The organism is Kitasatospora sp. NPDC032121 (assembly GCF_055580145.1).
Map to the genome: position 1 here is coordinate 32,478 of NZ_JBVILX010000002.1, position 19,617 is coordinate 52,094.

The window sequence follows — 19,617 nt, forward strand, 5'->3', positions numbered from 1 at the left end:
CGGCAGGGCATGAAGAAACTCGCCACCCTGGCCGCCCTCACCATGGCGGGCCTCGCCCTCGCCGTCCCGGCGGCCTCCGCCACGACCCAGACCGCCGCCTCGCCGGACGTCACCGGCGGGCTCACCGACGGGCTCTCCCTCTCCCCGGCCGACCTCGCCCTGAAGACCGCCGGCAAGCTCCCGGTGGTCGGAAAGGCCGCCAACGAGATCGAGGCGATCGGGGACAACCAGATGGAACACCCTGGGCTCAGCGGGCACGTCCTGAACTGACGGCCGCTCGGGTGCTCGACCCGTGGGCGGCCGGCCGACCCCCGAACGGCCGGCCGCCCACGGCCGTCGGGCCGCTTCCTTCGGCCCACGGTGCCGGGCCCCCGCGGCGGACGGCCCCGGCGGTTGGCACTCAGCCCGCGGACAGCCGGTTGAGCTCCGGGTAGCTCAGCCCCTCGGCGAGCGCGGTGAACGTGCCGCTCCCGTACACCTCCTCGGCGGCCCGGCGGACCGCCGCGTACGCCACCTCGGCGAGGCCGGGGCCCAGGCTGATCCGGGCCACCCCGAGCTTCGCCAGCTCGGCGACCGTCGGGGCGCCGGGGCCGGCCAGCACGTTCAGCGGCGCCGGGACGGCCTCGACCAGGGCGGCGATGGTCTCCGGATCGGACACCCCGGGGGCGAACACCCCGTCCGCGCCCGCCGCGACGTACGCCCGCAACCGGCGGACCGCCTCGTCCAGCCGGCCCTCCGGGGCGCCGATCCCGCGCAGGAACACGTCGGTGCGCGCGTTGACGAAGAGCGGCACACCGGCCGCGTCCGCCGCGGCCCGGGCGGCCGCGATCCGTTCGGCGGCCTCCTCCAGCGGGCGGCCCTCGTCCTCCAGGTTCACCCCGACCCCGCCGGTGGCGAGCAGCCCGGCGACCGTCTCGCCGACCCCGGCGGCGCTGTCCGCGTAGCCGCCCTCCAGGTCCGCGGTGACCGGCAGGTCGACCGCCCGGACGATCTGGGCCGTCCGGGCCAGCACCTGCTCGCGGTCCGCGCCGCCGCCGTCCGCGCTGCCGAGCGACCAGGACACGCTCGCGCTGGCCGTCGCCACCGCGCGCGCCCCGGCGCCGGCCACCAGCCGGGCGCTCGGCACGTCCCAGGCGTTCGCCAGCACCAGCGGCTCGCCCGGGCGGTGCAGCTCGCGCAGCAGCCCGGCCTTCTCCCGCCGGACGCTCCGATCGGCGGCGCTCACTTCGCCGCCGGGCTCATGCGGGTGGCGATGCTGAGCCGGTTCCAGACGTTGATCGTGGCGATCAGCGCGATCAGCTGGGCCAGCTCGGTCTCGTCGAACTGCGCGGCGGCCTCGGCGTAGACGTCGTCCGGCACGTGGGTCTGGGCCACCAGGGTGATCGACTCCGTGAGGGCCAGGGCGGCGCGCTCGCGGGCGGTGAACCACGGGGTCTCGCGCCAGGCCGGGAGGGAGAGCAGGCGGTGGTCCAGCTCGCCGACCTTCTCGGCCTCGGTGGAGTGCATGTCGATGCAGAACGCGCAGCCGTTGATCATCGAGGCGTGCACCTTGACCAGGTGGGCGAGCAGCGGGTCGAGGCCCTGCCGGGAGGCCCGCTCCACGGCGATCATCGCCTGGTAGTAGGCGGGGGCCAGCTTGAACATCTCCAGCCGCTGCTCGGGGGCGGGCACCGGCCCCTGGTTCGTACGCGTCGTCTCGTCCGTCGTCTCGTCCGTCGTCATGGCCGCCAGCCTAGGAGCGCGGCGGCCCGCCGTCCTGGTGCGATCGGCCATCCGTTCCTTGGGCCACTTCCGGCGTACGAACGGCCGTGCGAGGATCGCTGGCAGGAGATCGCCGACAGGACGAGGTCAGGGGGCACGGCCGTGTGCACGGCGTTCGTCAGCATCGAGCCGGAAGCGGCCGTCCCGGTGCTGCTGCTGTCCGTCCGGGACGAGTACCTGGGCCGGGCCTGGCTGCCGCCGGACCACCACTGGCCGGACCGGCCCGAACTGCTCGGCGGCCTGGACCTCGCGGCCGGCGGCACCTGGCTGGCCGTCGACCCCGACCGGCGCACCGCCGCCTGCCTGCTGAACGGCTTCGGCCCGCTCGCCCCCGCCGACGCCCGGCGCACCCGCGGCCGACTGCCGCTCACCGCCGTCCGGGAGAACGGGATCGGCCACCTGGACCTCACCCCGTACGACCCGTTCCACCTCGTCCTGGTCCGGGCCGACGGCGCCCGGGTGTCCAGCTGGAACGGCGGACGGATGGAGGAGCGCGAACTGCCGACCGGCCTGAGCGTGGTGCTCAACGACGGGCTGGAGGGCCTGGCCGCCGGCCGGACCGCCTCCGCGCGGATCCGCGCCCTGATGGCCGCGCGGGCCGCCCACTTCCGCGCCCGCCTCACCGCCGAGCCCCGGCCGGAGCCGACCGCCGACGGGCCGGCCGCGACGGCCTGGGGCGGCTGGCTGCCGGTCGTCGCCGGGGACGGGCTGGCGCCGGACGCGGACGCCGCGCTGGTCCAGCGGCGGGACTTCGGCGACGGGCGGATCTGGGGCTCCTCGTCGATCTCGCTGCTCGCGCTCGGACCGGACCTGCTGCGCTACGACTTCGCGGCCGCGCCGGTGCGCGCGGACGGGCCGGGCTGGCGGCGGGTCGCGGCGGGCTGACGGCGGGTGGTGGCGGACCGACGACGGGCGTCCGCGGAGAAAAGGACTTGAACCTGACGTCGCGGTAGGCGGCATCGTGGCGCGGGTCGAGCCCGAAGGAGCCCCGCCGTGACCCGTCCGGACCGCCCGCACCGCCATCGCCGCCTGCTCTCCGTACTCACCGTCGCCCTGCCGCTGGCGGGCACACCGGCCGCGGTCACCGCCGTCGTGCTGCTCGGCGACGCGGCGCACCGTGCCGTCCCGTCCGCCACCGTCCTGGCCACCGTGGCAGCGGTGTTGCTCGAACACCTCGGCCACGGTGTCCCGCAGCCGTACGTTCGGTGAACTTCCGACGGCGGGGTTGGCGAACGTCTACACGCGCGTAGTAGCTTCGCGAGGGCCCCTGATCCGGCCGGCCACCGACCCCCGAGCGAAGGTGCGCGATGTCGACCCTGACCTACCCGGAAGCGATAGGCGTCGGCCTGCTCCAGGGCGTGACGGAACTCTTCCCGGTCTCCAGCCTCGGCCACAGCATCCTGCTGCCCGCCCTGGTCGGCGGGAGGATCCAGCACGACCTCGACATGACCGCCGAGGGCTCCTCGTACCTCGCCGCCCTGGTCGCCCTGCACCTGGCCACCGCGCTCGCGCTGGTGGTCCACTTCCGCAAGGACTGGGTGCGGGTCTTCGAGGGGCTGGTCGGCTCGATCCGGCACCGCCGGGTGGAGACCCGCAACGAGAAGCTCGCCTGGCTGCTCGTCCTCTCCACCATCCCGGTCGGCGTGGCCGGCCTCGCGCTGGAGAAGGCGCTGCGCAACGCCCTCGGCAAGCCCGTCCCGGCCGCGGTCTTCCTCGCCCTCAACGGGCTCGTGCTGCTCGGCGCCGAGCGGCTCAAGCGCGGCGGCACCGGCCGCCGCCGGGCCGGGCACGCGGCGGCCGCCGACGAGCCGGGCGTGGACCCGGCGATCGCCTCCGACCGCCGGCTGACCAGGCTGGGCTACGGGCAGGGCGCCTGGATCGGCGCCGCGCAGATCCTCGCGCTGTTCCCGGGCATCAGCCGCTCCGGCGTCACCATGAGCGCCGGCATCCTGCGCGGACTGCACCACGAGGACGCCGCCCGGTTCTCCTTCCTGCTCGCCACCCCGGTCATCCTGGCCGCCTCGGTGCTGAAGGTGCCCGAGCTGTTCAAGCCGGAGAACTCCGGCGTGCTCGGCCCGGTCCTCGCGGGCAGCGTCGCCGCCTTCGCGGCCGGCTACGTCTCGGTGCGGTTCCTCACCAGGTACTTCGAGACCCGCAGCCTGACGCCGTTCGCGCTCTACTGCTTCGTGGCGGGCGTCGGCAGCGCGGTCTACCTGTCGCTCTGAACCCGGCTCCCGGCCCCGGCCAGGATCCGCGCGAGTTCGGCCGGACGGGAGAACATCGGCCAGTGCCCGGTGTCCAGCTCCACCAGCCGCCAGTGGCCCGCCGCGATCAGCTCGGCGGCCACCGGCGGCGGCTCCGGCCAGTCCAGCAGGCACTTCACGTACACCGTCGGGAGCGCGCTCAACGGGCCCGCCAGGACGGCGGGTTCGGTCAGCGACGGGCCCGGGTGCGGGGTCGCCCCGGCGGCCATCCGGTTGATCTGCTCGACCGTCAGCCCCTGCCCGGCGAACTCGGCCGGCGGCAGCGGCGGCCACCAGCCCCCGTGCGCGGCGAGGTCCGCCCGCAGCGCGGCCGGCTCCGGCATCTGGTCGGCGAAGGACTCCCCCGCCACCGGCACGTTGGCGTCCACCAGGACCAGCCCGGCCAGCCGGCCTCCGATCCGCTCGGCGGCCTGGCCCACCGGGATGCCCGAGTAGCTGTGCCCGACCAGCACCACGTCGCGCAGGTCCAGCCGCTCCACCTCGGCGACGACGTCCGCCACGTGCGCCTGCTGCCCGGCGGGCGTGTCGCGCCTCTCGGCGAGCCCGGAGAGCGTCAGCGGGTACGCCCCGTGCCCGGCCGCGCGCAGCTCCGCCACGACCCCGTCCCACGCCCAGGCCCCGAGCCAGGCCCCCGCCACCAGCACAAAGTTCGCCATGGGCGGCACGGTAGCGCGCGGGTACGACAGCGGCCCCGGACGCACCGGGAAACACCCCGTGGAGGAAGTGTGACGACCGCCCCGGACCGTCGGGTGACCCCGGCGGCGCCCGGCCCTCCCGGGCCGACGCCGCTACCCGGCGACGGCCCCGGACTCCGTGCTGCCGAGGCCTCAGGACGGCCGGGCGAGAATGGGGCCGTGAGCACCTCCCGGACCACCTCCTGGACCACCTTCGGCGGCGACCTGCACCTGGACCTCACCGAACGGCGGGCCGCCGGTACCGGACTGCGGGCCGCCCTGGAGGACGCGCTGCGCGAGGCCGTCCAGGACGGACGGCTCGCCCCCGGCACCCGGCTGCCGTCCTCCCGGGCGCTCGGCGAGGACCTCGGCATAGCCCGCAACACCGTCGTCGAGGCGTACGGACAGCTCACCGCGGAGGGCTGGCTCAGCTCCCGGCAGGGCTCCGGCACCACCGTCGCCCGGCAGGCGGTGCCCGAACCGGCCCCCGGCCGGCGGCCCGCCGCCCGGTCGGCACAGCAACGGCCCACCGCCCGCCACGACCTGATGTCCGGCCGGCCAGACCTCTCGCTCTTCCCCCGCACCGCCTGGCTCGCCGCCGCCCGCCGCGCCCTCGCCACCGCACCGCACGAGGCCCTCGACTACGGCAGCCCGCTCGGCCGGATCGAACTGCGGCAGGCGCTCACCCACTACCTGGCCCGTGTGCGCGGCGTGCGCACCGACCCCGACCACCTGCTCGTCTGCACCGGTGTCACCCAGGGCCTCGCCCTGCTCTGCGCCGCCCTGCGAGAGCGCGGCGCCCGCACGCTGGCCGTCGAGGAGTACGGGCTGCCGCCGCAGCACGCGACCGTCCTGGCCGCCGGACTCACCACCGCCCCGGTGCCGTTGGACCGGGACGGCGCCCTGGTCGACCGGCTCGACGCCCGGGCCGGCGCCGTCCTGCTCACCCCCGCCCACCAGTACCCCACCGGCGCGGCGCTGTCCGCCGACCGGCGGGCGGAGGCGGTGCGGTGGGCGCGGGAGCAGGACCGGTACGTCATCGAGGACGACTACGACGGCGAGTTCCGCTACGACCGGCAGCCGCTCGGCGCGATGCAGGCGCTGGACCCGGAGCGGGTGGTGTACGCCGGGACGACCGCCAAGAGCCTCGCGCCGGGCCTACGCATCGCCTGGCTGGCCCTGCCGGACGCGCTGGTCGAACCGGTCGCCCGGCTGAAGGCGCTGGCCGACACGATGTCCCCGGTGCTGGACCAGCTGACACTGGCGGAGCTGATCACCTCCGGCACGTACGACCGCCACGTGCGGCGCTGCCGGCTGCACTACCGGCGCCGACGCGACCACCTGGTCGCGGCGCTCGCCGAACACGCCCCGCACGTCCGGGTCACCGGCATCGCGGCCGGCCTGCACGCCGTCCTCCAGCTGCCGCCCGGCTCCACCCCCGAACCCGAGCTCCTCGCCCGCGCCCGGCAGGCCGGCCTCTCCCTCAACGGCCTCACCTGGCACCGCGCCACCCCGCCCGCCACCGAGGCCCCGCCCGCCCTGGTCATCGGCTACGGCACCCCGCCGGAGCACGCCTTCCCGGCGGCGGTCCAGGCCCTCTGCGAGCTGCTGCGCGGGGCGTAGGGGGAACGCCGCCGGGGTCTGCCGGGGGGCTGGTTCGGGAACGGCGGTCCGCCCGCCTCCCTCGGGGGTGGGGCGGGCGGACGTCGGGGGCTGAACTACTTGTTGCGGCTGCCGAGTTCGAACAGGAGGATGATGAAGCCGGCGAAGAGGTGGCCGCCGGCGGTGTAGATCAGCAGGCGGAGGTAGATCCGCTTGTTGGCCCACTTGCCGGCGTCCATGGTCTTCGGGCCGGCGGCGGTGTCGGGGGCGACGGTGGTGGTGGTGGCGGGATCGGCCATGGTGATCTCCTCCGGGGTGTTCTGACGGCGGGTCAGTGCAGGGCGGCGGGGCCGCCGCCGAGGCAGAGTTCGCCGCCGGGGCTCTGCAGCAGGGTGTGGACGAAGAGCAGTTCGACGCCGCTGTCCGACTCCGCGGCGATGCAGTGCGGGGTCAGCGAGTCGTAGTGGGCCGAGTCGCCCACCGCGAGGTGGTGGACGCGGTCCCCGAGGGTGACCCGGAGCGCGCCCCTGAGGACGTACAGCCACTCCTCGCCGGGGTGGACCCGGACCACCGCGTCCTGCACGCCCGGCGGGACGTGCACCCGCAGGGCCTGCATGGCGCGGCCGGGGGCGCCGGCCCGACGGTAGCCCCAGCCTCCGGCCCGGCCGGGCTCGATGGCGCCGCCGCGGACGATCGGGTCGGGCTCCGCCAGCGTCTCGCCGAGCAGGCCGGAGACCGAGGTCCCGTACGCGCGGGCGAGGCCGAGGAGGACGGGCAGCGAGGGCTGCCGGCGGCCGGTCTCCAGCCGGGACAGATAGGCTGGGGAGAGTCCGACCCTCCCGGCGGCCACCTCCAGGGTGAGGCGGCTGCTGAGCCGGTGCTCACGAAGGCGGGCGGCGAGACCGGCGACCTCCTGGTCGTCGAGCTGTTCGCCCGTGGCGGCGGCACCGGTGGAGCTGCTGGTCATGTGTCCAGTGGACACCCGCCGTGCCGCAGGGGCAAGAATTTTGCCCTAGAGGCAAACCGTCCCGGAGCCCCCGGCGGCCCCGCCCTCACGGCCGCGGGATGTTCCGCAGGTTGCTCCGCGCCAGGTCGATCATGCGCCCGACGCCGCCCGAGAGCACCGTCCTGCTCGCCGCCAGCGCGAAGCCCTTCAGCTGGGCGGCGGTGATGTGCGGCGGGATGGACAGCGCGTTGGGGTCGGTGACCACGTCCACCAGCGCGGGGCCCGGCCGTTCCAGCGCCTCCGCCAGCACCTCCCGGACCCGGGCCGGCTCGGTGACCCGCTTGGCCTGGATGCCCATCGCCCGGGCGATCCCGGCGTAGTCCACGTCCCCGTTGTCGATCTCGGACTCCGGGTAGCCGGAGACCAGCATCTCCAGCTTGATCATGCCGAGCGCCCCGTTGTTGAAGACCACCGTCTTCACCGGCAGCCGGTGCTTGGCCACCGTGAGCAGCTCGCCGAGCAGCATGCCGATCCCGCCGTCGCCCGCCATCGCGACCACCTGCCGCCCTGGGCAGGCGAGCTGGGCGCCGATCGCGTGCGGGAGGGCGTTGGCCATCGAGCCGTGCAGGAAGGAGCCGATCACCCGGCGGCGGCCGTTGGGCTGGAGGTAGCGGGCGGCCCAGACGTTGTTCATGCCGGTGTCCACGGTGAACACGGCGTCCTCGGCGGCCACCTCGTCGAGGACCGAGGCGACGAACTCGGGGTGGATCGGCAGGTGCTTCTCGATGTCCCGGGTGTACGCCCCGATCACGCCCTCCAGCGCTCGGACGTGCTTGCGCAGCATCCCGTCCAGGAAGGCCCGGTCGGACTTGGCGTCCAGCAGCGGCAGCACGGCCCGCAGGGTGGCGGCCACGTCGCCGTGGACGGCCAGGTCGAGGGCGGTGCGGCGGCCGAGCCGGGTGGCGTCGTGGTCGACCTGGACGGTGTGCGCCTGCGGCAGGAAGGAGTCGTACGGGAAGTCGGTGCCGAGCAGCACCACCAGGTCGGCGGAGTGCAGCGCCTCGTGGCAGGCCCCGTAACCGAGCAGGCCGCTCATGCCGACGTCGTACGGGTTGTCGAACTGGATCCACTCCTTGCCGCGCAGGGAGTGGCCGATCGGCGCGTTCAGGGCCTGCGCGGCCGCCGTCACCTCGGCGTGCGCGTCGCGCACCCCGGCGCCGCAGAACAGCACCACCTTGCGGGCCGCGTTGAGCAGCCGGGCCAGTTCCTGCACCTGGGACCAGGGCGGCGCGGCGACGGCCTGCTCGGTGAGGAAGTGGCTGGTGCCGGTGGGCGCGGCGGCGGGGAGCGCCGCGACGTCCCCGGGGAAGGAGAGCACCGAGACGCCGTGCGAGCCGAGCGCGTGCTGGATGGCGACCCGCAGCAGGCGGGGCAGCTGGGCGGGGGTGGAGAGCATCTCGCACCAGGTGCTGCAGTCGGTGAACACCCGCTCGGGGTGGGTCTCCTGGAAGAAGCCGGTGCCGATCTGCCCGGACGGGATGTGCGAGGCGAGCGCCAGCACGGGCAGGCCGCTGCGCTGGGCGTCGTAGAGGCCCTGGACGAGGTGGGTGTTGCCGGGGCCGCAGGAGCCGGCGCAGACCGCGAGCCGGCCGGAGAGCTCGGCCTCGGCGGCGGCCGCGAAGGCGCCGGCCTCCTCGTTGCGCACGTGCACCCAGCCGATGCCGTCGGCCCGGCGGATCGCGTCCACCACGGGGTTGAGGCTGTCGCCGACGACCCCGTAGACCCGCTCCACCCCGGCCTGCCGGAGCACCTCCACCATCTGTTCGGCCACGCTGGGCACGGCTGCACTCCTTCGGTCGCCACGGGACACCTGCACCCTCCGCCGGGGAGGTCGGGGGCGCAGCCGGGGCGGGCCGAAGGAGTGACCGGGGTGGAGGGAACGGCCGGGGCGCGGGCTACTCGGCCGCCAGGTGGTCCTGCTGGCCGAGCTTGCCCGCCGCGAGGCCGGCCTGGGGCTGGCGGCGGGCGGGTTCCCGGCCCGGGGGCTGGGCGACCCGCTCCTGGGAGGGAGGGACGGTGGTCGGCACGGTGACCGGGGCGCCGGTCTTGACCTGCACCGCCTCGCCGTCGTGCCACAGGTGGAGGACCTCGCCGCGGCGCAGGGTGTACGTCGTCCGCTCGTGGGTGATCTCGATGCCGAGCAGGTGGCCGCGCACCAACAGCGAGAAGCTCAGCCGCATCAGCCCGGAGGGCAGCCGGGGCCGGAACGAGAGCGTCTCGCTGTGGTCGCGCAGTCCGCCGAAGCCGGCCACCAGGGCGATGCAGGCCCCGGCGAGCGAGGCCATGTGCAGGCCGTCGCGGGTGTTGCCGCCGAGGTCGTGCAGGTCCATCAGGGCGGCTTCGGCGGTGTAGTCGTAGGCGAGGTCGAGCTGGCCGACCTCGGCGGCGATGACCGCCTGGGTGCAGGCGGAGAGCGAGGAGTCCCGGACGGTCAGGCGCTCGTAGTAGGCGAAGTTGCGGGCCTTCTGCTCGTCGGTGAAGGCGTCGCCGCGGACCTGCATGGCGAGCACCAGGTCGGCCTGCTTGACCACCTGCTTGCGGTACAGGTCGAAGTACGGGTAGTGCAGCAGCAGCGGGTAGTTCTCCGGCGGGGTGTGCTCGAAGTCCCAGACCTGGTGGTGGGTGAAGCCGTCGGCCTGCGGGTGGACGCCGAGGTCCTCGTCGTACGGGATGTACATCGCGGCGGCCGCGTCGCGCCAGGCGGCGGTCTCCTCGGTGTCCACGCCGAGCAGGGCCGCCTCGTGCGGGTGGCGGACGGCGGCCTCGGCGGCGGCGCGCAGGTTGCTCTGCGCCATCAGGTTGGTGAAGACGTTGTTGTCCGCGACGGCGCTGTACTCGTCGGGGCCGGTGACGCCCTCGATGCGGAACCTCCCGGCCACGTCGTGGTGACCGAGCGAGCGCCACATCCGGGCGGTCTCGACGAGCAGTTCGAGCCCGTACTCGCGCTCGAACTCCGCGTCCCCGGTGGCCCGGACGTAGCGGGCGACGGCGGCGGCGATGTCGGCGCCGATGTGGAAGGCCGCGGTGCCGGCCGGCCAGTACCCGGAGCACTCCTCGCCGCGGATCGTCCGCCACGGGAACACCGCGCCGGACAGACCGAGTTGGATCGCCCGCTCACGGGCCAGCGGCAGGGTGCTGTGACGCCAGCGCAGGGCCTGGTTGACGGCGGTGGGCAGGCAGTAGGTGAGCACCGGCAGGACGAAGGTCTCGGTGTCCCAGAAGCTGTGCCCGTCGTAGCCGGGGCCGGTCAGCCCCTTGGCCGGGATGGCCCGCTCCTCGCTGCGGGCGCCGGCCTGCAGGACGTGGAAGACGGCGAACCGGACGGCCTGCTGGAGTTCGACGTCGCCCTCGATCTCGATGTCGCTGGTCTCCCAGAACTCCTTGAGGAACTCGGCCTGTTCGGCGACCAGCCCGTCCCAGCCGGTGTACCGGGCGGCGGTCAGGGCCGCCTCCACCTGGTCCCGGAGGGCGGGCAGCGAGCGGGTGCCGGACCACCCGTAGGAGACGAACTTGGCCAGCCGCAGCCGCTGCCCGGGCTCGAGCACGGTGGTGACGCTGATCCGGCAGTGGTCGGCCTCGGCCTCGGCGACGGTGTCGGACTTCTCCGGGCCCTCGATGACGTGGTCCATCCCGGCCGCGACCCGGATGCCGCTGTAGCGGGTGCGGTGCACCAGGACGGCCTTGGTGGCGCTGGCGTGGTGCGCCTCGGGCTGCAGCGGCGCCTCCAGCACGGCGGCGGCCCGGGGGTCCCCCTCGGGGCCGCCGGGCAGCTGCTCGTTGGCGACCAGCTCGGACTGGAGCACGATCCGCACCGGGCCGTCCACCGCCTCGACGCTGTACTCGACGGCGGCGATGGCCCGCTGGGTGAGCGAGACCAGCCGGGAGGAGCGCACCCTGATCGTCCGCCCGGCCGGGGAGGTCCACTCGGCCTCGCGGTGCAGCAGGCCCTCCCGGAAGTCCAACCAGCGTTTGTGGCTGACCAGTTCGCCGTAGCGCAGGTCGAAGGGCTCGTCGTCCACCAGCAGCCGGATGATCTTGCCGTTGGTCACGTTGATGACGCTCTGGCTGGACTCCGGGTAGCCGTAGCCGCCCTCGCCGTACGGCAGCGGGCGCAGTTCGAAGACACCGTTGAGGTAAGTGCCGGGCAGGCCGTGCGGCTCGCCCTCGTCCAGGTTGGCGCGCAGGCCGATGTGCCCGTTGGAGAGCGCGAAGACGGACTCGGCGCGGGCCATCGAGGCCAGGTCCAGGCCCTGTTCGGTGATCTGCCACGGATCGATCGTGAAGTTGGCCTCCGGGCTCACGACTCACCACCCAGGAGTTCGGAGAGGTCCTGGACGACCACGGTGGCGCCGTCCCGGCGCAGTTCGGCGGCCTGGCCGGTGCGGTCCACCCCGACCACCGCGCCGAAGCCGCCGGCCCGGCCGGAGGCGACCCCGGCGAGCGCGTCCTCGAAGACCGCGGCGTGGGCGGGTTCGACGCCGAGAGCGCGGGCGGCGTACAGGTAGGTGTCGGGGGCGGGCTTGCCGGGCAGGCCCTCGGCCTTGGCGACGTTGCCGTCGACGATCACCTCGAACAGCTCCTCGATGCCGGCCGCCCGCAGCACGTCGCGGCAGTTGGCGCTGGAGGAGACCACGGCGCTGGGCAGCCCGGCCGCGCGCAGCCGGTGCACGTAGTCGACCGAGCCCTGGTACGGCCGGACGCCCCGCTCCCTGATCAGCCGCAGCACGGTGTCGTTCTTGGCCCGACTGATCCCTTGCACGGTACGGGAGTTGGGAGGGTCCTCCGGGGTGCCCTCGGGCAGTTCGATCCCCCGGCTGAGCAGGAACGCGCGGGTGCCGTCCAGGCGTGGGCGGCCGTCCACGTAGGTGTCGTAGTCGGTGACGGCGTCGAAGGGGACGAACTGCCCGCCGCTGCGGGCGGCTTCGGCGCGCAGGAAGGCGTCGAAGGTGTCCTTCCAGGCCGCGGCGTGCACCTTCGCGGTCTGGGTGAGCACCCCGTCGAGGTCGAAGAGGAAAGCGCGGATGTCGTCCGGTAGCCCCAGCATGGGTGCAGTCTTACCCGGGAAAGCGGGGGAAGCCGCCCATTTCCCGGCGGCGCGTCGCGGGAAGGGCGGCTTCCGGCCGCGGGCCCGTCGGTCGGCGGGCCCGGGTCGATCGACCGGCCGGGGCGGGGCGGCCACGGCGGCCGTTACGGGGAGTCGGGCATCTGGGCTTCGGGCGCCTCGATGACCGCGAAGGCCGCGCCCTGCGGGTCCTGGACCACCGCCATCCGCCCGGACTGCATGTCGAAGGCCGGCTGGATCACCGAGCCGCCGGCCTTGACCAGGGCGTCCACCGTGGAGTCGGTGCTGTCCACCGAGAAGTAGGTCATCCAGTGCGAGGGCGTGCCGGGCGCCAGGTAGTCGGGGATCCCCTGCATGCCGCCCACCGTGCGGTCGCCGACGTTGAGCGAGAAGCAGCCCTCCATGCCCTGGATGGTGGCCGGGCGCAGCCCGAGGGCCGGCTGGTAGAAGCGGCCGGCCGCGCCGGTGTCGGAGGTGTTGAGCTCGTTCCAGACCAGCGCGCCGGGCTCGTTGACCACGCCCGCGCCGATGAAGTCCATCGCCTGCCAGACGCCGAACACCGCGCCGGTCGGGTCGGCGGCGACCAGCATCCGGCCGATCGTGCCGACGTCCATCGGGTCGTAGAGGATCGTGCCGCCCGCCTCGGCGATGGACGTCCTGGCCGCGTCGGCGTCGTCCGAGGCGAGGTAGGTGGTCCAGGCGACGGGCGGCACCGGCTGCCCCTCGGGCGCCATCTGCGCCATGATCCCGGCGACCGGCCGGCCGTTGAGCGTGCACACGGCGTAGCCGCCGAACTCGGCCGGGCCGACCTCGCCCTGCCAGCCGAACAGGTCGCGGTAGAAGTCGAGCGCGGCCTGCTGGTCGCTCGCCATCAGGTCGACCCAGCACGGGGTGCCGGGCGTGTACGGATCGGTGACTACGGGCATTGCTGGGCCTCCCGGAGGCGGTGGTGGCCGGCTGTGGTGGTCGGGGCGGTCGGGGTGGCCTGAGCCGTCCGGCCGTCTGGGCTGTCGGGGTGGTCGGGCCGTCCGTCCCGACCGGGCCGGACGGGAGTGCGGCCCGGCCGGGAGGACGGCGGTACACCGCCACCTTCGGCCCGCCGCCGCGATCCCGCCACCGGACGGCGCCCTGGCGGGCGACCGGCGGCCGGTCCGTCACGGGGCGTCCGCGGGGTGTTCACGGGGCGTCGTGGCGGTGCGCGGTGACGAAGTAGGGCTGCACCTTGCCGCTCTGCGCGTAGTCCTTGAGCCGGACCAGCAGTTCGGCCCAGGTGCCGGCCACCGCCGGGACGCCGTCCTCGCTCCCCGGCTGCCAGCCGCCGTGCCGGAACAGCAGCCGGGTGCGCTCGGGGGCGGCGGGCTGCCCCTCGGGCGCGGCGGGCTGGTCGGGCGCCGCGGGCTGGTCGGCCAGCTCCCAGCTGATCCAGGTGCCGGCCCAGTGCGGCGGGAAGGAGCCTGCGTTGGTCCACACCACCCGGTCCCGGTCGGCGCGCTCCACCCGCAGCCGGAACGGCTCGGGGACGTCGGGGAAGTCGAACAGCAGGACGTCGCCGTCCCGGTCCGCCGCGGTGGTCCACCAGGCGGTCAGCCCGTCGTGCGTGGTGAGCGCGGCGAGCACCACGTCCCGGGGCGCGGCGATGTCGAGCTGGAGGGCGATCTCGGGCATGGGGTCCGCCTTTCGCCGTGACCGCTGGGTCCCCGCCCTGGGGCCCACCATGGCACGACCCCCGGGCCCGCGCGCCCCGGAGGGCGCCGGCCCGGGGGTCGTCCCCGTGGTCGCGTGTTCCGGCCGGGCCGGTCAGCCGCCGCTGCCGTACGTGGTGTTGGCGCAGATGTCGTCGTCCGCCGAGCGGGCGTCGTTGGTGACGGTGGTGGGCAGCGGCTGCGGGGGCGCCTGGACGCCGGGGGCCGCGGGCTGTGCGGCGCCGCCGGCGGGTGCGGCGGGTGCGGCGGCCGCCATCCCCGCGGCGGCCGCGAAGTCCTGGCCGACGATCACCGAGATGCCCCGTGCGCTGCTGGGCTCCAGACCGGCGCCCGGGAACAGCTCGGCGACCTTCTCGGCGTTGGCCTTCTGCCCGGAGCCGTACTCGATCGTGGTGGTCTTGTACTTGGTGCTCGCCGCCTGGCCCGCGGTACTGGCGGCGAACTTGGCGCCCTTCAGCTGCTCGGTCGCCTTGCCGGCCAGGCCGTTGAAGAGCGTGCCGTTGTAGACCGCGACCCGGATCGCCGAGTTGCCGGCGTCCCCGGCCGGGGCGGCCGGGGTGGTGGCCGGCGCGGGCTGCTGCGGGGCCGGGCTGGTGCCGCCGGTCGGGGCCGCGTCCGGCTGCTGGCCGGTGGCGTTCTGGCCGTCGATGGTCTGGTCGGCCTTGAGGGTGTCCCAGAGCTTGTTGGTGTCCGGCTGGACCAGGTCGATGTCGGCGTCCTGGGTGCGGAAACGCCAGGGCGTCGTCACGAACTTGAGGTCGTGCATGTCGATGTTCTTCAGCGACAGGCCGAAGGAGAGCAGTTTGTCGGCCGAGTCCAGGCCCGGGTCGACGACCAGCGACTTGGTGGCGGCGTCGGCCAGCGGCAGGAGGGTGGTGGGGTTCATCCCCTCCTTCTTGATCTTGGTGGCGAGCGAGCCGAGGAACGCCTGCTGGCGCTTCATCCGGCCGATGTCCGAACCGTCGCCGATGCCGTGTCGCAGCCGGACGTAGTCGAGCGCCTTCTGCCCCTCCACGGTCTGCTTGCCCTGCGGGAGGACGAGGTCGCCCCGCTTCTTCAGGTTGGGGTTGATGTCCCCCTCGTAGATCGCCTTCGGCAGGCAGATGTCCACGCCGTTCACGGCCTGGGTCATCGAGGAGAAGCCGTTGAAGTCGACCACCAGGGTGTGGTCGACCCGGATGCCGGTCAGCTTCTCCACCGTGTTCTGCGCGCAGGCCGGGTTGCCGTCGTCGGTGCCACCGGTGGCGAAGGCCTCGTTGAAGCGGGCGTTGGCCCTCTCCTTGGTCCACTTGCCGTTGGGGAGCTTGCAGGACGGGAGCGTGACCAGGGCGTTGCGGGGTATGGAAATGCCCACGGCGTGCTTGTGGTCGGCGTAGACGTGCAGCAGGATCGTGGTGTCGGAGCGGGCGCCGCCGTCCTCGCCGCCGCCGAGGTCGGCGTTGTTCTTGCCGCGGCTGTCGGAGCCGATCAGCAGCACGTTGACCGGCTTGTTGCCGTCCGCGTCGGCCTGCGCCTCCGGCGGGCGGTTGCGGGCTATCGCGTCGGCGTCGAAGGACTTGATGTTGGCGTTCAGCTTGAAGTAGATCGCGCCGCCGACACCGGCGATGACCACCAGCACGCCCGCCGTCGACCAGGCGACGATCTTCTTCACGTTCTTCTTGGGCTTGGCGCTCTTGCGCGCCGCGGCCCGGCCCCCGCCCGCGGCCGCCGGAGCACCACCCTTGCCCTGGGCGGCACGGCGGGCTTCCGCCCGGCCGCCGCCGCGCGGTCCGGGTACGGAGCCCGTGGCGTCTTCCGTCTTGGGCACGTCACCACCCCGAGCCGGGCTCTCGCCCCTCCGACCTGACATGCGCGTACCTTTCACCGACGGAAGCGACGCCCCTGACGATCCGGCGCACCGCACACAGAGAGACGGCCCGAACCGTTCCCAGGTTGCACATACGACCGTCACCACTAACCGACGATCGTGGCTTCCGATCATATTTAGGCCCGACGCGATCACCGACGCTCGCCCCTCGAACAACCCCACCAATCGGTAGGCAACATCCTTACAGAACGGCCGAAACCGCCCTATTCCGACGTGACCCATGCCACTCCACCGGACTCCCCCGGCGCCGGGCCGACGCCGAAATCCGGCCACGGGCACGCCCCGTGGGCGTCGTGGCGGCGGCACCCCCCGCGGACCCCGTCCCTTCCGCGGCGGCACCGGAGCGGCCCGCGGCCCACCGGGATCCGCAAGGTCGCGGCGGGGCAAGGGAGTTGGGCGCGGTCCGCAGGCGGAGAGAACCGCGCCGGAGAACGGAGGAGGCCGGATCGGGGATCGCCCGATCCGGCCTCGCGCGTGGTGGGCCACCAGGGGCTCGAACCCTGAACCTACGGATTAAAAGTCCGCAGCTCTGCCAATTGAGCTAGTGGCCCGCGGCCCCTGCGCGCCCGGAGTTCCGGGCGGGAGGACCACGGCGATCCTACCCGGTGGGGCCCAGGGCTCCGCCAGTGGATTGCCCGGGCGTGCCGGGGTTGTGGACCGGTTCCCGGGGCGGGGCGTAGTGGGCGGCGCGGACCCGGCGGAGCCAGGACTCGGCGGGACGCGGGTCGGGCGCGGCGGGCAGCACGCCGGGGCGGGCGAGGCGATCGGCGGCCCCGGCGAGCAGACCCTCGGCGAGGGTGGGGCGGTCGGCGATGCGTTCGCCGAGTTCGCGGACGCGTTCGGGGTCGGGCAGCCGGATCAGGTTGCGGCCGGTCTCGTGCAGGCGGACGGCCTGCTCGACCAGCCGGACCAGGTGCCGGGCGTGCTTGGCGGCCCGGCGGCGGGTGGCCGGGTCGGTGGTGTCGCGGCTCAGCAGTTTGCGGAACTGCTGGTCGGCGTAGCCGAGGTAGGCCTTCCGTACGGCGGGCGCGCTGAGGAACGACGCACGCAGGCCGACCAGTTCGTCGCCGAGCGGGGTGCGGACCTCGTACAGCTCCTGCGGCAGCCAGACCAGTTCGGAGGCGGTCGGGTTGCAGCTCAGCGCCAGCCGGCACCACTTGGCGGCCTCGTGCAGGGTGAGGTCGGGCGCGGTGCCGACATGGGACTCGGCGGGGCGCGCCAGGCCGTGCAACTCCTCGGTGGGGGTGGCGAACAGGCCCAGCCGGTCGATGTCGGAGCCGGCGTGGGCGAAGCCGTACGCGGTGGAACCGACGATGCCGGAGAGCAGCACCGTGCCGGGGACAGCGGGGGCGGCGGGGAAGGCGGGGGCAGTGGGCATCGGCGGGCTCCTCTCGGACGGACGGGCGGGCACCGCATCCTCGTTCCGGCATCCTCGCCGCAGCGGGCCGCGCCCGGGAAACGAATTCCCGTCCGGGGCCGGTCCGGCCGCCGATACTGGGCCCATGAAGCACGACCCGCCCACCGAAGGCCCCCCGGAAGCCGCCGAAACCGCCAAGCTGCGCGCCTGGTGGTCGCACCGGCAGTGGCTGGACCGCCCGCACACCGGCGCCGGTGTCGCCGAGGTGCTGGCCGCCACCGGGTGGGCCCGCTCGGTGGGCGGCGCGGCCCCGTACCTGGGCCTGTTCGCCCGGGCCGGGCTCGGGCGGGCGGCGGTGGACGCGGCGGTGGCCCGGCTGGAGGTGCACGAGCTGCCGTCCGCACGCGGCTGCACCTACGTGCTGCCGGCCGCCGACTTCGCGCTCGGACTGGCCGCCGGGGCGGCCGCGCCGGCGGGCGAACTGGCGGCGGCGGAGAAGCACCTGGGGATCGGCAGGGACGAGGTGGAGAAGCTCTGCCTGGCCGTCGAGCGGGTGCTGTCCGAGCACCGGCCGCTGGCCCCCGCGGCGATCCGGGAGGCGGTCGGCGACGCCGTCCGACCGCTCGGCGAGGCGGGGCGCAGGCGCGGCCTCACCAGCACCCTGCCGCTCGCCCTCGGGCTGATGCAGTCCCGCGGGCGGATCCGCCGGGTGCCCGTCAACGGCCGTCTGGACCAGCAGCGTTACGGCTACGTCGGCTGGGACCAGCCGGTCGCCGGAGACGCCGTCGACCTCGCCCACCGCTACTTCTCCTGGGCCGGCCCGGCCACCCTGCGGCACTTCCGCTGGTTCTCCGGCTTCACCGCCGCCACCGCCCGCCGGGCCGTCGCCGAGGCCGGCCTGGTACCGCTCGGGCCCGGCTCGGAACTCCTGCTGCCGCCCGGACTCGCCGAGGAGTTCGCCGGGTTCGAGGTGCCGGACGAGCCGCACTACACCCTGCTCGCCGGCATCGACGGCATCCACCTGCTGCACCGCGACCTGCCCCGGCTGCTCGACCCCGCCGACGCCGCCCGCCCGCTGCCCGCCGGCCGGGCCGGGCGGGTCTTCGGCACCGAGGCGGACCCGCAGACCCACGTGGTGCTCGACCGCGGCCGGATCGTCGGCCTCTGGGAGTACGACACCGAGCGCTCCGAGCTGGTCCTGCTGCCCTTCGTCCCGCTCGACGACGCCCTGCGGGAGGCGGTCGCCCGCACCGAGGCCTTCGTCCGGGACGACCTGGGCGACGCCCGCGGCTTCAGCCTCGACTCGCCGAAGAGCCGGGCCCCGAAGATCGCGGCCCTGCGGGAGGCGGCCGCGCGGGCCCCCGGCGCCGGGGGCCCGGCCGCGGGTGTCCAGGGTCCGACCGCGAGTGTCCGGCGTCCGACCGCGGATGTCCGGGACCCGGCCGCCGGGTAGCGTACGGGCCATGCCGACCACCCCGACCGACGAGGTCCTGATCATCACCGGCGCGAGCCGCGGCATCGGTGCCGCCACCGCCCTGCTGGCCGCCCGCCGCGGCTACCGGGTCTGCGTCAACTACCGTACGGACGAGGCCTCGGCGGCCGCCGTCGTGGACGCGATCCGGGCCGAGGGCGGCACCGCCCTCGCGGTCCGCGCCGACGTCTCCCGCACCGCCGGGGTGGAGCGGCTGTTCACCACCGTCGACGACGAACTCGGCCCGCTCACCGGGCTGGTGAACAACGCCGGCACGCTGGAGAAGCAGTGCCGGCTGGAGGAGATCGACGAGGACCGGCTGAACCGGATCTGGGCCGCCGACATCACCGGCCCGTTCCTGTGCGCGGCGCAGGCCGTCCGCCGGATGTCCACCCGGTACGGCGGGCGCGGCGGCGCCATCGTCAACGTCGGCTCGGCCGCCTCCCGGATCGGCTCGCCGAACGAGTACGTCGACTACGCGGCCGCCAAGGGCGCGGTGGACTCGATGACCCGCGGCCTGGCCCTGGAGGTCGCCGCCGAGGGCATCCGGGTCAACGCGGTACGGCCGGGGCTGATCCACACCGGCATCCACGCGCTCGGCGGCGAGCCCGGCCGGGTCGACCGGGTCGCGCCGAACCTGCCGATGCGCCGCGGCGGGCAGCCGGAGGAGGTCGCCGAGGCGATCCTCTTCCTGCTCTCCCCGGCGGCCTCGTACACCACGGGGGCGTTCCTGGAGGTCTCGGGCGGGCGCTGAGCAGCCCGCACCGCCCCGGCCGGGAGCGGTTTCGGCCGACGTCGTCCCGCCACCGGACGGCCGCTCCGGTTTCCTTCCGCCGGTACGCCCCCGCCC

General features: G+C 74.7%; 19 protein-coding genes and 1 tRNA gene. 7 read left to right on the top strand and 13 right to left on the bottom strand.

Going from position 1 to position 19,617, the window contains the following annotated elements:
- The first annotated feature begins 9 nt into the window (after positions 1-9).
- A complete protein-coding gene (locus ACZ5OX_RS05940; RefSeq protein WP_449788073.1) occupies positions 10-270 on the top strand; it encodes a hypothetical protein in 261 nt (86 codons plus the stop codon).
- 130 nt (positions 271-400) lie between these two features.
- Here the strand turns inward: ACZ5OX_RS05940 and ACZ5OX_RS05945 are convergent, their stop codons facing one another.
- Both ACZ5OX_RS05945 and ACZ5OX_RS05950 read right to left on the bottom strand, forming a co-directional pair.
- Positions 401-1,225 carry an isocitrate lyase/PEP mutase family protein gene (locus tag ACZ5OX_RS05945; protein ID WP_465628924.1) on the bottom strand — a complete coding sequence of 275 codons (825 nt, stop codon included), beginning with the start codon at positions 1,223-1,225 and terminating at the stop codon, positions 401-403.
- A complete protein-coding gene (locus tag ACZ5OX_RS05950; RefSeq protein WP_449788071.1) occupies positions 1,222-1,722 on the bottom strand; it encodes a carboxymuconolactone decarboxylase family protein in 501 nt (166 codons plus the stop codon). Before ACZ5OX_RS05950 ends, ACZ5OX_RS05945 begins: the two co-directional genes overlap by 4 nt.
- Before the next feature lie 141 nt (positions 1,723-1,863).
- On the opposite strand from ACZ5OX_RS05950, the gene ACZ5OX_RS05955 reads away from it, so the two are divergent.
- The 3 genes from ACZ5OX_RS05955 (at position 1,864) to ACZ5OX_RS05965 (ending at position 3,986) form a co-directional block, all read left to right on the top strand.
- On the top strand, positions 1,864-2,646 hold the full coding sequence (locus tag ACZ5OX_RS05955) for an NRDE family protein (RefSeq protein ID WP_465628925.1): 783 nt from the start codon (positions 1,864-1,866) through the stop codon (positions 2,644-2,646).
- Positions 2,647-2,754: 108 nt separating this feature from the next.
- Entirely contained in the window at positions 2,755-2,970 is a 216-nt protein-coding gene (locus ACZ5OX_RS05960) for a hypothetical protein (protein WP_465628926.1), read from the top strand.
- Positions 2,971-3,068: 98 nt separating this feature from the next.
- A complete protein-coding gene (locus ACZ5OX_RS05965) occupies positions 3,069-3,986 on the top strand; it encodes an undecaprenyl-diphosphate phosphatase (RefSeq protein ID WP_465628927.1) in 918 nt (305 codons plus the stop codon).
- On the opposite strand, the gene ACZ5OX_RS05970 is transcribed toward ACZ5OX_RS05965, so the two are convergent.
- Positions 3,971-4,681 carry an alpha/beta fold hydrolase gene (locus tag ACZ5OX_RS05970; protein ID WP_465628928.1) on the bottom strand — a complete coding sequence of 237 codons (711 nt, stop codon included), beginning with the start codon at positions 4,679-4,681 and terminating at the stop codon, positions 3,971-3,973. The genes ACZ5OX_RS05965 and ACZ5OX_RS05970 overlap by 16 nt on opposite strands.
- A gap of 198 nt (positions 4,682-4,879) precedes the next feature.
- On the opposite strand from ACZ5OX_RS05970, the gene pdxR reads away from it, so the two are divergent.
- On the top strand, positions 4,880-6,322 hold the full coding sequence (gene pdxR, locus ACZ5OX_RS05975; protein WP_465628929.1) for a MocR-like pyridoxine biosynthesis transcription factor PdxR: 1,443 nt from the start codon (positions 4,880-4,882) through the stop codon (positions 6,320-6,322).
- Between the two features lie 95 nt (positions 6,323-6,417).
- Here the strand turns inward: pdxR and ACZ5OX_RS05980 are convergent, their stop codons facing one another.
- The 10 genes from ACZ5OX_RS05980 to ACZ5OX_RS06025 all read right to left on the bottom strand — a co-directional run bounded on the left by ACZ5OX_RS05980 (position 6,418) and on the right by ACZ5OX_RS06025 (position 17,317).
- Positions 6,418-6,600: a DUF6126 family protein gene (locus ACZ5OX_RS05980; protein WP_449788065.1), complete on the bottom strand. Its 183-nt coding sequence runs from the start codon at positions 6,598-6,600 to the stop codon at positions 6,418-6,420.
- A 32-nt stretch (positions 6,601-6,632) separates the two neighbouring features.
- Complete coding sequence (locus ACZ5OX_RS05985) at positions 6,633-7,268, bottom strand: helix-turn-helix domain-containing protein (RefSeq protein ID WP_449788064.1); 636 nt, start codon at positions 7,266-7,268, stop codon at positions 6,633-6,635.
- Positions 7,269-7,353: 85 nt separating this feature from the next.
- A complete protein-coding gene (locus ACZ5OX_RS05990) occupies positions 7,354-9,066 on the bottom strand; it encodes a pyruvate dehydrogenase (protein ID WP_465629599.1) in 1,713 nt (570 codons plus the stop codon).
- Between the two features lie 136 nt (positions 9,067-9,202).
- Positions 9,203-11,608, bottom strand: coding sequence for a glycoside hydrolase family 65 protein (locus tag ACZ5OX_RS05995; RefSeq protein WP_465628930.1), 2,406 nt, complete (start codon positions 11,606-11,608; stop codon positions 9,203-9,205).
- Positions 11,605-12,351: an HAD family hydrolase gene (locus ACZ5OX_RS06000; RefSeq protein WP_465628931.1), complete on the bottom strand. Its 747-nt coding sequence runs from the start codon at positions 12,349-12,351 to the stop codon at positions 11,605-11,607. The genes ACZ5OX_RS05995 and ACZ5OX_RS06000 overlap by 4 nt, the downstream gene beginning before the upstream one ends.
- Before the next feature lie 143 nt (positions 12,352-12,494).
- Positions 12,495-13,295, bottom strand: a complete 801-nt coding sequence (locus ACZ5OX_RS06005) for a VOC family protein (RefSeq protein ID WP_449788061.1) — start codon at positions 13,293-13,295, stop codon at positions 12,495-12,497.
- Between the two features lie 250 nt (positions 13,296-13,545).
- A complete protein-coding gene (locus ACZ5OX_RS06010; RefSeq protein WP_465628932.1) occupies positions 13,546-14,034 on the bottom strand; it encodes an SRPBCC family protein in 489 nt (162 codons plus the stop codon).
- 132 nt (positions 14,035-14,166) lie between these two features.
- Positions 14,167-15,879, bottom strand: coding sequence for an LCP family protein (locus tag ACZ5OX_RS06015; protein ID WP_465628933.1), 1,713 nt, complete (start codon positions 15,877-15,879; stop codon positions 14,167-14,169).
- Positions 15,880-16,414: 535 nt separating this feature from the next.
- A tRNA-Lys gene (locus ACZ5OX_RS06020) sits at positions 16,415-16,490 on the bottom strand.
- 47 nt (positions 16,491-16,537) lie between these two features.
- Complete coding sequence (locus ACZ5OX_RS06025) at positions 16,538-17,317, bottom strand: nucleotidyltransferase domain-containing protein (protein ID WP_465628934.1); 780 nt, start codon at positions 17,315-17,317, stop codon at positions 16,538-16,540.
- A gap of 124 nt (positions 17,318-17,441) precedes the next feature.
- On the opposite strand from ACZ5OX_RS06025, the gene ACZ5OX_RS06030 reads away from it, so the two are divergent.
- Positions 17,442-18,749: a DNA glycosylase AlkZ-like family protein gene (locus ACZ5OX_RS06030; protein WP_465628935.1), complete on the top strand. Its 1,308-nt coding sequence runs from the start codon at positions 17,442-17,444 to the stop codon at positions 18,747-18,749.
- 10 nt (positions 18,750-18,759) lie between these two features.
- Positions 18,760-19,521 carry an SDR family oxidoreductase gene (locus ACZ5OX_RS06035; protein WP_449788056.1) on the top strand — a complete coding sequence of 254 codons (762 nt, stop codon included), beginning with the start codon at positions 18,760-18,762 and terminating at the stop codon, positions 19,519-19,521.
- Positions 19,522-19,617: the final 96 nt, after the last annotated feature.

Bases quoted from the DNA above. Each gene is read 5' to 3' on its own strand.
- ACZ5OX_RS06030 (WP_465628935.1), top strand. From the start codon at position 17,442: ATGAAGCACGACCCGCCCACCGAAGGCCCCCCGGAAGCCGCCGAAACC.
- ACZ5OX_RS05980 (WP_449788065.1), bottom strand. From the start codon at position 6,600: ATGGCCGATCCCGCCACCACCACCACCGTCGCCCCCGACACCGCCGCC.
- ACZ5OX_RS06000 (WP_465628931.1), bottom strand. From the start codon at position 12,351: ATGCTGGGGCTACCGGACGACATCCGCGCTTTCCTCTTCGACCTCGAC.
- ACZ5OX_RS05990 (WP_465629599.1), bottom strand. From the start codon at position 9,066: ATGGTGGAGGTGCTCCGGCAGGCCGGGGTGGAGCGGGTCTACGGGGTC.
- ACZ5OX_RS05985 (WP_449788064.1), bottom strand. From the start codon at position 7,268: ATGACCAGCAGCTCCACCGGTGCCGCCGCCACGGGCGAACAGCTCGAC.
- ACZ5OX_RS05965 (WP_465628927.1), top strand. From the start codon at position 3,069: ATGTCGACCCTGACCTACCCGGAAGCGATAGGCGTCGGCCTGCTCCAG.
- ACZ5OX_RS05970 (WP_465628928.1), bottom strand. From the start codon at position 4,681: ATGGCGAACTTTGTGCTGGTGGCGGGGGCCTGGCTCGGGGCCTGGGCG.
- ACZ5OX_RS05950 (WP_449788071.1), bottom strand. From the start codon at position 1,722: ATGACGACGGACGAGACGACGGACGAGACGACGCGTACGAACCAGGGG.
- ACZ5OX_RS06010 (WP_465628932.1), bottom strand. From the start codon at position 14,034: ATGCCCGAGATCGCCCTCCAGCTCGACATCGCCGCGCCCCGGGACGTG.
- ACZ5OX_RS06025 (WP_465628934.1), bottom strand. From the start codon at position 17,317: ATGCCCACTGCCCCCGCCTTCCCCGCCGCCCCCGCTGTCCCCGGCACG.
- ACZ5OX_RS06005 (WP_449788061.1), bottom strand. From the start codon at position 13,295: ATGCCCGTAGTCACCGATCCGTACACGCCCGGCACCCCGTGCTGGGTC.
- ACZ5OX_RS05940 (WP_449788073.1), top strand. From the start codon at position 10: ATGAAGAAACTCGCCACCCTGGCCGCCCTCACCATGGCGGGCCTCGCC.
- ACZ5OX_RS06035 (WP_449788056.1), top strand. From the start codon at position 18,760: ATGCCGACCACCCCGACCGACGAGGTCCTGATCATCACCGGCGCGAGC.